We start from the raw sequence: 12,079 nt of genomic DNA on the forward strand, positions 1-12,079 counted from the left end.
CGAGAGGACCCCATGAGCTTCCCTGATCTCGCCGGAAAGGTCGCCGTCGTCACCGGAGGCGCCCGCGGCATCGGCTACTCGCTCGCCACCGCCCTCGCCCGCGCCGGTGTGCGCGTGGCGCTGCTGGACCTGCTGCCCGAGGTCAAGGAGTCCGCCGCGCGGCTGGCATCCGAGACCGGAGCCCGCACCGCCGCCGCCCTGGTCGACGTCACCGATGCCGACTCGGTCGAGCGCGCCTTCGCGGCCGTGCGCGAGGAGCTCGGCGTCGCCGACCTGCTGGTGACCGCGGCCGGCATCACCATCTGGGGCGACTCGACCGAGGTCGATCCCGGCACGTGGGCGAAGGTCGTCGACGTGAACCTCAGCGGCACGTTCTACTGCACGCAGGCCTTCGCCCGACCGCTGCGGGCGGAGGGCCGCGAGGGGTCCGCGATCCTCATATCGTCGATGTCGGGCCGGGTGGTCAACGTGCCCCAGCATCAGGCGTCGTACAACGCGTCGAAGGCCGCCGTCGACCAGCTGGCGAAGTCGCTCGCCGTGGAGTGGGCGCCCGCGATCCGGGTCAACGCCATCGCGCCCGGCTACATCCTCTCCGACATGACCCGCCAGTTCACCGAGGCCAACCCCGAGCTGGCCGCCGACTGGGTGTCGATGATCCCGGCCGGCCGCATGGGCGTGCCCGCCGACCTCGACGGCCTGCTCCTGCTGCTCGCCTCGTCGGCCTCGTCGTACCTCACCGGGCAGACGCTGGTGATCGACGGCGGCTACACCGCGATCTGACATGACGGCCGCCTACCTCGCCGTCGACCTGGGCTCGTCGAGCCTGCGCGTCATGGTCGGCCTGCTGCGCCCCGACGCGCCGGACGGGCCCCGGATGGCGGTCCGGGAGGCCGCCCGGTTCCCCAACACCCCGGTGCCGCGCGCCGAGGGGCTCGGGTGGGACGTGCCTGCGCTCTTCGACGGCGTGCTCGCCGGACTCCGCGCGGGCGTCGCGATCGCCGCGGAGGAGGGAGCGGAGCTGCGCGGCATCGGCGTGGACGCGTGGGGCGTGGACTACGCCCGGCTCACCGTCGACGGCACCCTGCGTCCGTTCGTGCGGCACCACCGCGCTGCCGACCCGGACCTCGCCGCCCGCACCTCCGCCGGCCGCGACCTCGCCGCCGACTACGCCGTCACCGGGGTGCTCGACCAGGCCATCAACACGGCCCATCAGCTGCGGCAGGACCAGTCCGCGGGCATCGGCGACCCCGACGACACGATCCTGCTGACCGCCGACATCGTCGTGCACCTGCTCACCGGGCGGGTGGGGGCCGAGCCCTCGCTCGCCTCGACCACCGCGCTGCTCGACCGGGCGACCGGGGACTGGTCGGCCGCGCTCGCCGCGGGTCTTCCCGCCCGGCTCCCTCCCGTGGTGCCGACGGGATCGTCGGCCGGGCCCACCACCGCCCGGGTCACCGCGGCGATCGGCGCCGCGCACCCCGTGCCCGTCTTCGCGGTGACGGCGCACGACACCGCCGCCGCATTCATGGCCGTGACCGCCGCCGACGACGAGGGGACCGGTGTCGTCTCCAGCGGGAGCTGGGGGGTGGCCGGGGTGGCCCTGCCCGCGCTGCTGCGCGACGACCGCGCCCGCCGCGACGGCTTCACCCAGGAGATCGGCGCCGGGGGCGACACCCTGCTGGTGAAGAACCTCAGCGGCATGTGGCTGCTGCAGCAGACGCTGCGCGAGTGGGCCGCCGCCGACGGCGAGGCCGAGCCGTCGCTCGACATGCTCACCGCGCTGCTCGACGCGGCGGCCCGGTCGTCGTACCCCGGTCTCTTCGATCCCGCCGACCCCGCGCTGCAGGCCCCGGACGACCTGGTCGCGCGGTTGGTGCGGGCGTGCGTCGAGGGCGGGGCCGAGCCGCCGTCCACCAGGGCCGACCTCGTCCGCGCCATCGTGGACAGCCTCGCCGTCGCCTACGCCGACACCGTCGCGCTCGCCGCCCGCCGGAGCGGACGCACCCTGGAGCGCATCCGCATCGTCGGCGGCGGCGCGCGCAACGCCCTGCTGTGCGCCCGCACCGCCGCCCGCAGCGGGCTTCCCGTCATCGCCGGACCCGTCGAGGCATCCGTCCGCGGTGTGCTGCTGCAGGTCGCGCTCGCCGCCGGCGACCTGCCCGACGCCGCGACCGCCCGTGCCCTCCCGGTCGACGACGGCGACGGCCCGCCGCGCGTCCACCACCCCGCCCCCACCCGATCGGAGCCCCTGCATGACCTCGCGTGAGCTGCTCGCCGCCCTCAGCCGCCGCCTCGGCGACCCCGCCCTCGACGCGGCCGTCCTCGGCGAGGGCAACACCTCGATGCGCGAGGGCGACACGATGCTGGTCAAGGCCTCGGGCGCCGTGCTCGGGGCCGCCCGCCCGGAGGACTTCGTGCCGCTGGTGCTCGCCGAGGCGCGCGAGCTCATCGACGACGAGCGCGCGACGGGCGCCGATGTCGACCGCTACTTCGACCGGGTCGCGGAGGCGGAGGGACGACGGCCCTCGGTCGAGGCGCTGCTGCACGTGGTGCTCTACGACCAGACGCCGGCGCGGGTGATCGCCCACGCGCATCCCACCGCGGTGAACGCCGTGCTGTGCTCGCAGCGACCCGAGCTGCTGGTGGAGGGTGCGCTCTTCCCCGACCAGATCGTGGTGCTCGGAGCGACCCCGCTGCTGGTGCCCTACATCGATCCGGGTCTCGCCCTCGCGCGGGAGGTGCGGGCCCGGCTCGCGGCGTACATCGACGCCCACGGCTCACCGCCCGTCACCGTGTACCTGCAGAACCACGGGATGTTCGCGACCGGCGCGACGGCCGACCAGGTCATCGGGATGACCGCGATGGCGCAGAAGTGCGCGCGGGCGATCATCGGTGCCGAGACGCTGGGCGGGGTGCGGTTCATGCCGGCCGACGAGGTGCGGCGCATCGACACCCGGCCCGATGAGATCTACCGGCGGGCGCTGCTCGCAGAAGGAGGGGAACGATGAGCGGTGTGTCGGTGAAGGACCGGGTGGCGCTGCTGACCGGGGCGAGCTCGGGCATCGGGCTGGCGACCGCGCAGGCGCTCGCGGCAGCCGGCTGCCACGTGGTCGCCGTGGCGCGCGACGAGCAGCGGCTCGCGGCGCTCGCCGCGGAGCATCCGGAGCGGGTCACGACGATCGCCGCCGATGTGTCGGAGCCGCAGAGCGCCGAGGACGTCGTGGCCGAGACCCTGCGCCGCCACGGCCGCCTCGACATCGTGCTGCCCAACGCGGGGATCTATCTCGGCGGCGATCTCGCCGATGCGACGGTCGCTCAGATCGCAGCGGTGGTGGCCACCAACGTCACCGGTGTGATGGCGCTGGTGCGCGCGGCGCTTCCCCCGCTGCTGGCGCAGGGCAGCGGCGACATCCTCGTCACGAGCTCGGTGTCGGGGCACCAGGACATCGAGTGGGAGCCGGTGTACTCCGCCAGCAAGCACGCCGTGCAGTCGTTCGTGCACACGGTGCGTCGTCAGTACGCCGACAGCGGGGTGCGCATCGGGGCGATCGCGCCCGGGGTCGTCCTCAATCCGCTGTGGGGCTTCGCGCACGGCTCGCCCGAAGAGGCGGAGCGCATCGCCGAGGGCACGGGTATCCGGTCGTCGGACGTGGCGGATGCGATGCTGTTCATGCTGACCAGGCCGGCGCACGTGGTCGTGCGCGACCTGGTGCTGCTGCCGACCGGGCAGCCGATCTGAGCGAGGGGGATCAGCCGTGACCGAGCCGCGTGCGCTGCCGGAGGGGACCGCCGGGCCCGTCGTGACGCTGACGGCGGCCGGGGCGATCGATGCCACGTACCGGCTGCCCGTCCCCCTCGAGCGCGGAGCCTTCGTGCGCGCGTCCGGCTGGGAGCGGGAGGTCAGCGGCAAGGGCGTGAACGTGTCGGCTGCGCTGCGGGCGGCCGGCGTCACCACCGCGGCCGTGGTGGTGCTCGGGGCGGACGACGTGGCGTTCGCGGCGCAGTCGCCGCTGGCCGACGTGCTGCGGATCGTGACCGTGCCGGGGGCCACCCGGGTCAACACGTCGATCATCGATGCGGGCGGTGCCACCACGAAGGTCAACGCGCCGACGCCGCCGCTCACACCGGCGGCCTGGGAGGAGACGCGGTCCGCCGTGGTAGGGGCGTGCCGCGCGCTCGCCGCCTCGTGGCTGGTGGTGTCGGGCACGCTCCCGGAGGTGACCGGCGCCGAGGCCCGGATCGCCGACGTCGTACGCGCGGTGCGCGGCGCCGGGGTGCGCGTGGCCGTGGACACCAGCGGCGCCGCGCTCGCGGAGCTGGTGGCCGACCCCACGGAGGTGGCGCTGCTGAAGCCGAACACGCACGAGCTCGCCGAGCTCGTGGGGCGTCCGCTGCGCACGGTCGGCGAGGTGACGGCGGCCGCGCGCGAGCTGGTCGCCCGCGGTGTCGCCACGGTGTACACGAGCATGGGGGCCGACGGCGTGCTGGTCGTGACGGATGCGGCGGTGATCCACGCGCGGGCGGTCGCTCCGGCCGTCGTGAACACGGCGGGCGCGGGCGATGCTTCTCTCGCCGGCTTCCTGCACGGTCTCGGCGGCGCGTCCGGGGGACGGGCGGCGCTGACGACGGCGGCGGCGACCGCGGCCTCCTGGGGGGCGCTCGCCGTGAGCCGTCCGACCACGCTGCTCGACGCGGTGGAGGCGGCGCCGCGCGCGGTCGTCACGGACGAGCCCGACCCGGCGACGCGGTTGACCGAACCGGCGGTCTGACCCCGCCCCGGGCGCCCGTCAGCCGAGCGGGCGCAGGTGCAGGCCGTCGGCGTCGGCGGTGAGCGCGACGCGGTCGAGGCCGTCCACGACCAGGTCGGCGGGCAGCGCCTCGGCGTCGACCGTGCCGGTGACCGCGAGCACCGTGCAGCCGGCGGCCCGGGCGGCCGCGATCCCCGCGGCCGCGTCCTCCACCACGAGGCAGCGCGCGGGGTCCACCCCCAGGCGTGTCGCCGCGGTGCGGAACGGCTCGGGGTCGGGCTTGCCGCGGGTGACGTCGTCGGCGGTGACGAACACCCCCGGTGCCGCGAACCCGGCGGCCGCCAGTCGCGCGGCGGCCAGGGGTGCGGCTCCCGAGGTGACGATGGCGCGCCGGTGCGCGGGTACCGCGTCGTAGAGGGCCCGCGCTCCCGGCACGCTCGGCAGGTCGACCGCGTCGGAGAGCTCCAGGTCGAGGATGCGGTCGAGGCCCTCGGTGTGCTGCGCGGGGGCGAGCAGCCGCGACACGAGCACGCGAGCGGGCTGCCCGTGGTTCTCGTGCAGGGCCTCGGCCGAGACGCCGTAGTGGGCGGCGAAGCGGCGCCACGACCGGATGACCGAGGCGGTGGAGTCGACGAGGGTGCCGTCGAGGTCGAACAGCACCGCGTCGAACGTCCGGCGGAAGACCACGGCGTCGGGGTCGAGCGACGGACGCGGCCCGACGACGACGCGCACGCGCGCGAGCTGCTGCGCGGTCGACAGGTCGGCGTCGATCCGGGTCACCGGGATCGCCGGGGGCGGCGGGGTCTCGTCGGCGCGGTGGAGGTCTCTCGGGGTCGCCCGTTCGGCGCGTCGCGCGGCGAGCAGGTCGGGGTCGCCTGTGAGGTGGAGCACGTGCGGGGTCGCCGGAGCCACCGCGGCGCGGAGCAGCTCCCACGCCGCTCCGCCCTGCAGCTCGCGCGTGAAGGGCGCCACGAGCACGGCCCCGCCCGCGGTGGCGACGGCGTCGGCGGCCACGGCCCGCAGCGCGGCGTAGCGACCCTCGCGTACGGCGGCGGCGTGCGGCCCGCGCAGCCAGTGGCCGTCCCAGAGCTCGGGCGGGAGCGCGTCGAGGAGGGGGGTCGTGACGGCGTCGAGGTCGAGGAGCGGGACGCCGAGCTCAGCGGCGAGGGCGCGGCCGAGGGTGGTCTTGCCGCTTCCCGCGACCCCGGCCACGACGACCACGTGGGCGTCCGACGGTTGACAGGTCTCGGTCATACCCCCACCATAGAAGAGAAAGACACCGGTGTCATGGTTGATTTTCCGCGGATCATCGGTTTCTGCCCACGAGAAGAGGACCCCATGCTCACCCGCACCGTCGCCAACCCGCTCACGACGCTCGAACGCCGTGCCCTGCAGTCCCTCTCCACCCCCGACGGCGGCATGCTCATCGTCGCCGCCGACCAGCGCAACGGCATGAAGGCCGCCATCCCCGACGCACCGGGCGGCCCCGACGCCATCACCCGCGAAGAGCTGTCGGCGGTGAAGGCCGACCTCGTGCGCCACCTGGCCGTGCACGCGCCGGCCATCCTGCTCGACCCCGAGGTCGCCCTGCCGGCCGTCGTCGACGACGGCGTGCTCGACCGCGACACCGCCCTCGTGGTGGGCCTCGACGCGTCCGGCTTCGAGACCGTCGACGGTCTGCGCTACACCCGCTTCGTGCCCGGCGTCACCCCGCGCACGGTGCGCGAGCTCGGCGGCGGGGTCGCCAAGATGCTCTACTACACGCGGCCCGACCGGCAGGGGCGCGACTCCCGCGTCGCCGACGAGATGCGCGCGCTCGTCGCCGAGTGCGAGGCGGAGGGACTCCTGCTGATCGTCGAGCTGCTCACCTACCGCCTCGACGACGAGACCGAGGAGGAGTACGCGGACGCCTTCCCGGCGCTCGTCGCCGAGGGGGCTGCGCTCGCCGTCGCGGCCGGTGCGAAGATCCTCAAGCTGCAGTACCCGGGATCCGCCGAGGCCAGCGCCGCGGTGACCGAGGCGGCCCAGGGGGTGCCGTGGGCGGTGCTGTCGGCCGGGGTCGACCACGAGACCTTCATCGGTCAGGTCGCCACGGCGGTCGCGAACGGGGCGGCGGGAGCGATGGCCGGACGCTCGCTGTGGAAGGACAGCCTCTCGTACGACGCTGCCCGCCGCGAGGAACTGCTGACGACCCGCGCGCTGCCGCGACTTCGCGAGCTGGCCGCCGCGGTCGACGGGCGCGGCTGAGCGCGGCGCGGCCGGTAGGGTGGCCGGAGGCTGCCCCGCCCCGGGGGCGAGGAGGTACCTGTGACGACCATGCGTGACGTCGCCGCGCGCGCGGGCGTGAGCACCAAGACGGTCTCGCGCGTGTTCAACGACGACCCGCACGTGCTGCCGCACACCAGGGCCCTGGTCGAGCAGGCCATGCGCGAGCTCAACTACGTCCCCAACGTGCTGGCGACCACCTTCCGCGCCGGGCGGACCTCGGTCATCGGCGTCGCGGTGCCCGACATCGTCGACCCGTTCTTCGCCTCGATCGCCCGCGCCATCGAAGACGTCGCGCGCGGGCGCGGACTGTCCACGCTCGTCACGAGTCTGGGGTCCGACCCGGAGGGGGAGCGTCCGGCGATCGAGTCGATGCTCGGCCGGCAGCTGTCGGGACTGGTGATCGCCCCGGTCGGGGTCGACCACTCCTGGCTGGAGCGGTGGCGCGAGCACACGCCGATCGTGTTCGTCGACCGGGCGCCCGTCGGCCTCGACGCCGACACGTTCGTCGAGGCCGACGAGCGCGGGGCCGTGGCGGCGGTGCAGCACCTGATCGGCCACGGGCACCGGCGGATCGCCTACGTCGGCGACGCCGTGCACCTGTCCACCGAGGCGAACCGGCTGGAGGGCTGGCGACGCGGGCTCGCGGAGGCGGGGATCACGGCCGACGAGGGGCTGGTGCGGTCCGGCGTCTCGGATCGGGAGGCGGCGCGGCAGGCGGTGGCGCAGCTGCGGGCCCTCGACGACCCGCCCACCGCCCTCTTCTCGGCCAACGCGCGGTGCTCGATGGCGCTCGCCGCGGCGCTGCGCGACGAGCCCCTCGCGATCGTCGGCTTCGGCGACTTCCCGATGGCCGACGTTCTGACGCCGGCGCTCACCGTGATCGACCAGGACCCGCATCGCCTGGGCACGCTCGCCGCGGAGCGCATCTTCGACCGGCTCGGCGGTGCGGAGCCCGCAGGGCCGGCGGTCGCTGTGATCGACGTCGACCTGGTCGAGCGCGAGTCGTGCCGCACCGGGGCCGCCCCGGTCTGAGCCCCTCGACCCGCGGGTCAGCCCAGGGCGGCGATGCTCGCGCGGGCCCCGAGCGTGCGGAGCGAGGCGCGCGCGGCGACGAACTCCGCCCGCAGCCGTGCGTCGCGCCCCAGATCGCCGAAGACCTCCGTGCAGTCCAGGAACGCGCCGGGTTCCGCGGCCTCGGCGGCCACCGCCGCGCGCAGCAGGGCGAGCCGGCGGTCGGACACCGGGGTCGGCGTCCCGTCTTCCGCGACACCCTCGAGGAAGACGCTCCAGGCCGCGAGCACGAGCACGGCGTGCGCGATCGAGCCGCCCGTGGCGAGCCGCTCCCGCACGACCGGGAGCAGGAAGGTGGGGATGCGGTCGGAGCCGTCCACGACCTGCCGGGCGAGGGTGTCGCGCACGGCCGTGCTGCCGAACCGGGCGAGCAGCTGCTCCCCGTACGCGTCGAGGTCGATGCCCGGTACGGGTCGCAGGGTGGGCACGGCCTCTTGCTGCATGTACCCGCGCAGGAAGGTGCGGAAGAGCGGGTCAGCGCACACCTCGTGCACCATGGTCGCCCCGGCGAGGATGCCGAGGTAGCTCATCGCCTGGTGCGAGGCGTTCAGCAGCCGGAGCTTCATGAGCTCGTACGGCTCGACGTCGTCGACGAGCTGCACGCCGACCGTGTCGAACGCCGGGCGGCCGAGCGGGAAACGGTCCTCGAGCACCCACTGCACGAAGTCCTCGGAGCGCACCGGCCACCGGTCGTCCACGCCGAAGCGCTCCCGGACGAGCGCGCGGGTCTCGTCGGTGGTCACCGGGGTGATGCGGTCGACCATCGAATGGGGGAACGCCACGTTCGTGCGGATCCAGGCCCCGAGTTCCGGGTCGAGCCGGTCGGCGAAGCCGCTGAGAGCCGTGCGGGCGACGCCGCCGTTGCCGGGGATGTTGTCGCACGACAGGACGGTGAACGGCGCGACCCCGGCCGCGCGGCGGCGGGCGAGGGCGGCGGCGAGGTGTCCGAGAGCACTCCGGGGCGGGGTACCGCGCCCGTGCGCGGCGTCGTCGAGGTCGGCGAGGGTCGCGGCGTCCTGCGGCACGAAGGCGCCGGTGCGCTCGTCGATCCCGTAGCCGCCCTCGGTGATCGTGAGCGAGACGATGCGCGTGGCGGGGTCGCTCAGGCGCGCCTGGACGGCCTCGGGGTCGTCGGGCGCGAAGAGATACTCCGTGAGCGCACCGATCACGCGGGCCGACTCCGTGCCGTCGGGCGTCACGGTCACGAGCGTGTACAGCCCGTCCTGCGCGGCGAGGGCGTCGCGCATGGCGGCGTCGTGGGGCAGCAGGCCGACGCCGGAGATGCCCCAGTCCGCGTCTCCCGCGGCCAGGAGCCGGTCGACGAACATGGCCTCGTGCGCGCGGTGGAAGTTGCCGACGCCGAGGTGCACGATGCCGGGTCGCACGCGGGCCCGGTCGTAGGCGGGGCGGGCGACGGCGGCGGGCGGCCGCTGCAGCGTCCCGGCCGCGAGGGCGATCGGGGCGACCGGGGCGGCGGGTGACGAGAGCCGCACGACGAGGTCGGCGCGCGCGCGGCTCCCCTCGACCACGGCGGCGTTCGCCTCGTCCACGTCGCGCACCCACGCGGTCGCCTCGTCGAGGGGATGGCCGTGGCTGCGACGTCGTGCCACCAGCCGCCGCCGGCGCGTGTCCGGCTCGATGTCGAGGAACCAGCTCTCGTCGAGCAGCTCGCGCACCCGCTCCCATCCGTGTCCGGTGTGCAGGAGGTAGTTGCCCTCGGTGATGATCAGCGGCACGTCGGCGGGGACCGGGATCGCGGAGGCGATCGGCTCCTCCAGCCCGCGGTCGAACGCGGGGGCGTACACGACGCCGTCGGCCGGGGCCCGGAGCCGCCGCAGCAGGGCGAGGTAGCCGTCGACGTCGAAGGTGTCGGGGGCGCCCTTGCGGTCGCGGCGATGGAGGCGCACGAGCTCGGCGTTCGCGAGGTGGAAGCCGTCCATGCCCACGACCACCGCCTGCGGCCCGAGCGCGTCGAGGAGGGCGGCGCTCACCGTCGACTTCCCGGCGCCGGGGGTGCCGGCGATCCCGAGGATGCGGCGGCGGCCGTCGGCGATGAGACGCCGCGCCCGTTCCACGAGATCGGAGAGCGCGACGTCGGAGTCGGGCGCGGGCGGCGGGGTCTGGATCACGGCTTCGTGGTCTTCCTGTGGTCGACGCGGGGCATCGGAGGGCGAGGGACGATGTGGGCGACTGCGGAGCACGCTACGCTGGCCATGTCACCGGTGTCAAGCGACCCGGGGCACCGGACAACACCCCTCGATGGAGAGAGACGCGCATGACCGAATTCCAGGGCCGCACCATCCTCGTCACCGGCGCCGGCGGCGGCATCGGCGGCGCGACCGTCCGCCACCTCGTCGCGGCCGGGGCCGACGTGCTCGCCGCGGGCCGCACCGCGGAGAGCGTCGCCGACATCGCACGCGAGACCGGCGCCACGCCGCTCGCCTTCGACCTCGAGGACGAGGGCGAGATCCGCGCGGCGATCGAGGGCCGCGACCTCTACGGCGTCGTCAACTGCGGCGGCTGGGGCGGCGAGATCGCCACCCCCATGGACACCGACATCTCGGTGTTCGACCGGGTCATGAGCATCAACGCGCGCGGGGCCCTGCTGGTGACCAAGTACGCCTCGCGCGAGATGATCCGCGGGGGCAAGGGCGGCGCGATCGTGAACGTGTCGAGCCAGGCGAGCCTCGTCGCCCTCGCCGGGCACATCTCCTACGGCTCGTCCAAGGCGGCGCTCGACAACATCACGCGCGTCTCGGCACTCGAGCTGGGCGGCCACGGCATCCGGGTCAACAGCGTCAACCCGACCGTGGTGATGACGCCGATGTCGGCCTGGTACTGGGGACGCCCCGAGATCGAGGGTCCCTTCCTCGACGCGATGCCTCTGCACCGGTGGGCCACCGAAGACGACATCGCCGCCCCCATCGTCTTCCTGCTGGGCGACGGCGCCGCGATGATCTCGGGCGTCTCGCTCCCCATCGACGGCGGCTACACCAGCCGCTGAGGCGGCCACGGCGCCCGGCACCTCAGGGAAGCTGTCGCAGGCGCTCGGCGAAGCGCTCGACGGTGGCCGCGAACGCCGGGGCGTCCGGGCGGTTGAGGTGCCCGTGGGTGGTGCCCGGCTCGGTCGACACGTCCACGTCGACGCCGGCGGCCGAGAGGGCGCGCGCGAAGGCCTCTCCCGACATGCGCAGCTCGTCCGTCTCGTCGTTGACCATGATCGTCGGGGGGAAGCCCGCGAGCTGCGCGGGCGCGGCGGTCCCCGGGATCGCGTAGACGTCGGCGCGGTCCAGCGGTCCGCCCAGATAGTTCTCGTACATGCCGCGCACGAACGCGGCGGTGAAGACGTCGGCGTCCGGCTGCGCGTCCAGCAGGGCGCGCAGCTCGCGGGTGGGGGCGTCCTGAACGGCCTGGAGCGTCGGATAGGCCAGGACCGCGAGGCCCGGGACCGGTCCGCCGTCGTGGGTCAGTCGCAGGGCGGCGCCGGCGGCGAGGTTGCCGCCCGCACTCGCGCCGCCGATCGCCCATCCCCGCGCGGCGATCCCGGAGGACACGGCCCAGCGGAACGCGGCGACCATCTCGTCGTGCGGCACCGGGTAGTGGATGCCGCCGCGCTCCGGCGAGCCCAGGCGGCTCGTCCAGTCCGGCGTCATCGGCGCCAGGCGGTAGTCCACGCTCACGACGACGATGCCGTGCGCCGCGAAGGCCCGCGCCACCGCATCCGCCTCCGGCATGTCGAGGTCGCCGCCCGCGAAGCCTCCGCCGTGCGCCCAGACGAGACCCGCGCCGGTCGGCGACGCCGGGGTGTAGAGGCGTACGCGCAGCGCTCCGTGCGGTCCGTCCAGCACCCGGTCGGCGATGTGGAGGTCCGCGCTCACGGCAGCACCGTGTACAGCAGCCAGACCGCGAGCGGGGTGCCGATCACGAAGAACAGCAGACCGATGATCGCGCCGCGGCGGGAGGGCTTCTCGTCGGGGGAGGACATGCGTCGA

The 12,079-nt window shown here is 74.9% G+C and carries 11 protein-coding genes; 8 read left to right on the forward strand and 3 right to left on the reverse strand.

The genetic code is table 11. The features are described 5' to 3' along the window. The first annotated feature begins 12 nt into the window (after positions 1 to 12). From ACWH95_RS08275 to ACWH95_RS08295, 5 genes are read left to right on the forward strand one after another with little or no spacing between them, the layout of a single operon-like run. Complete coding sequence (locus ACWH95_RS08275; RefSeq protein WP_454120507.1) at positions 13 to 780, forward strand: SDR family oxidoreductase; 768 nt, start codon at positions 13 to 15, stop codon at positions 778 to 780. 1 nt (position 781) lies between these two features. Next, positions 782 to 2,266: a rhamnulokinase gene (locus ACWH95_RS08280; RefSeq protein ID WP_247638337.1), complete on the forward strand. Its 1,485-nt coding sequence runs from the start codon at positions 782 to 784 to the stop codon at positions 2,264 to 2,266. Next, the gene (locus ACWH95_RS08285; RefSeq protein ID WP_452313478.1) at positions 2,253 to 3,008 is read left to right on the forward strand and encodes a class II aldolase/adducin family protein; all 756 of its coding nucleotides are present in this window, start codon (positions 2,253 to 2,255) and stop codon (positions 3,006 to 3,008) included. The genes ACWH95_RS08280 and ACWH95_RS08285 overlap by 14 nt, the downstream gene beginning before the upstream one ends. Continuing rightward, entirely contained in the window at positions 3,005 to 3,739 is a 735-nt protein-coding gene (locus ACWH95_RS08290) for an SDR family oxidoreductase (RefSeq protein ID WP_136036972.1), read from the forward strand. Before ACWH95_RS08285 ends, ACWH95_RS08290 begins: the two co-directional genes overlap by 4 nt. A gap of 16 nt (positions 3,740 to 3,755) precedes the next feature. Continuing rightward, positions 3,756 to 4,769, forward strand: coding sequence for a 1-phosphofructokinase family hexose kinase (locus ACWH95_RS08295; protein WP_454120508.1), 1,014 nt, complete (start codon positions 3,756 to 3,758; stop codon positions 4,767 to 4,769). Positions 4,770 to 4,787: 18 nt separating this feature from the next. On the opposite strand, the gene ACWH95_RS08300 is transcribed toward ACWH95_RS08295, so the two are convergent. Then, positions 4,788 to 6,002: an HAD-IA family hydrolase gene (locus ACWH95_RS08300; protein ID WP_452313475.1), complete on the reverse strand. Its 1,215-nt coding sequence runs from the start codon at positions 6,000 to 6,002 to the stop codon at positions 4,788 to 4,790. 84 nt (positions 6,003 to 6,086) lie between these two features. Here ACWH95_RS08300 and ACWH95_RS08305 point away from each other — a divergent pair, with 84 nt between their 5' ends. Next, positions 6,087 to 6,995 (forward strand): hypothetical protein, encoded by a 909-nt coding sequence (locus ACWH95_RS08305; RefSeq protein ID WP_454120510.1) that lies wholly within the window; start codon positions 6,087 to 6,089, stop codon positions 6,993 to 6,995. A 69-nt stretch (positions 6,996 to 7,064) separates the two neighbouring features. Next, a complete protein-coding gene (locus tag ACWH95_RS08310) occupies positions 7,065 to 8,048 on the forward strand; it encodes a LacI family DNA-binding transcriptional regulator (protein WP_454120660.1) in 984 nt (327 codons plus the stop codon). Positions 8,049 to 8,065: 17 nt separating this feature from the next. On the opposite strand, the gene ACWH95_RS08315 is transcribed toward ACWH95_RS08310, so the two are convergent. Then, the gene (locus ACWH95_RS08315; RefSeq protein WP_454120511.1) at positions 8,066 to 10,216 is read right to left on the reverse strand and encodes a nucleoside/nucleotide kinase family protein; all 2,151 of its coding nucleotides are present in this window, start codon (positions 10,214 to 10,216) and stop codon (positions 8,066 to 8,068) included. A gap of 146 nt (positions 10,217 to 10,362) precedes the next feature. Between ACWH95_RS08315 and ACWH95_RS08320 the strand changes: the two genes are divergently transcribed. Beyond that, entirely contained in the window at positions 10,363 to 11,091 is a 729-nt protein-coding gene (locus ACWH95_RS08320; RefSeq protein ID WP_136028673.1) for an SDR family oxidoreductase, read from the forward strand. A gap of 22 nt (positions 11,092 to 11,113) precedes the next feature. Here the strand turns inward: ACWH95_RS08320 and ACWH95_RS08325 are convergent, their stop codons facing one another. Next, entirely contained in the window at positions 11,114 to 11,965 is an 852-nt protein-coding gene (locus ACWH95_RS08325) for an alpha/beta hydrolase fold domain-containing protein (RefSeq protein ID WP_454120512.1), read from the reverse strand. Between the last annotated feature and the right edge of the window lie 114 nt (positions 11,966 to 12,079).

The organism is Microbacterium sp. NPDC055502, assembly GCF_053643635.1.

Bases quoted from the DNA above. Each gene is read 5' to 3' on its own strand.
- ACWH95_RS08280 (WP_247638337.1), top strand. From the start codon at position 782: ATGACGGCCGCCTACCTCGCCGTCGACCTGGGCTCGTCGAGCCTGCGC.
- ACWH95_RS08305 (WP_454120510.1), top strand. From the start codon at position 6,087: ATGCTCACCCGCACCGTCGCCAACCCGCTCACGACGCTCGAACGCCGT.
- ACWH95_RS08310 (WP_454120660.1), top strand. From the start codon at position 7,065: ATGCGTGACGTCGCCGCGCGCGCGGGCGTGAGCACCAAGACGGTCTCG.
- ACWH95_RS08300 (WP_452313475.1), bottom strand. From the start codon at position 6,002: ATGACCGAGACCTGTCAACCGTCGGACGCCCACGTGGTCGTCGTGGCC.
- ACWH95_RS08290 (WP_136036972.1), top strand. From the start codon at position 3,005: ATGAGCGGTGTGTCGGTGAAGGACCGGGTGGCGCTGCTGACCGGGGCG.
- ACWH95_RS08275 (WP_454120507.1), top strand. From the start codon at position 13: ATGAGCTTCCCTGATCTCGCCGGAAAGGTCGCCGTCGTCACCGGAGGC.
- ACWH95_RS08285 (WP_452313478.1), top strand. From the start codon at position 2,253: ATGACCTCGCGTGAGCTGCTCGCCGCCCTCAGCCGCCGCCTCGGCGAC.
- ACWH95_RS08320 (WP_136028673.1), top strand. From the start codon at position 10,363: ATGACCGAATTCCAGGGCCGCACCATCCTCGTCACCGGCGCCGGCGGC.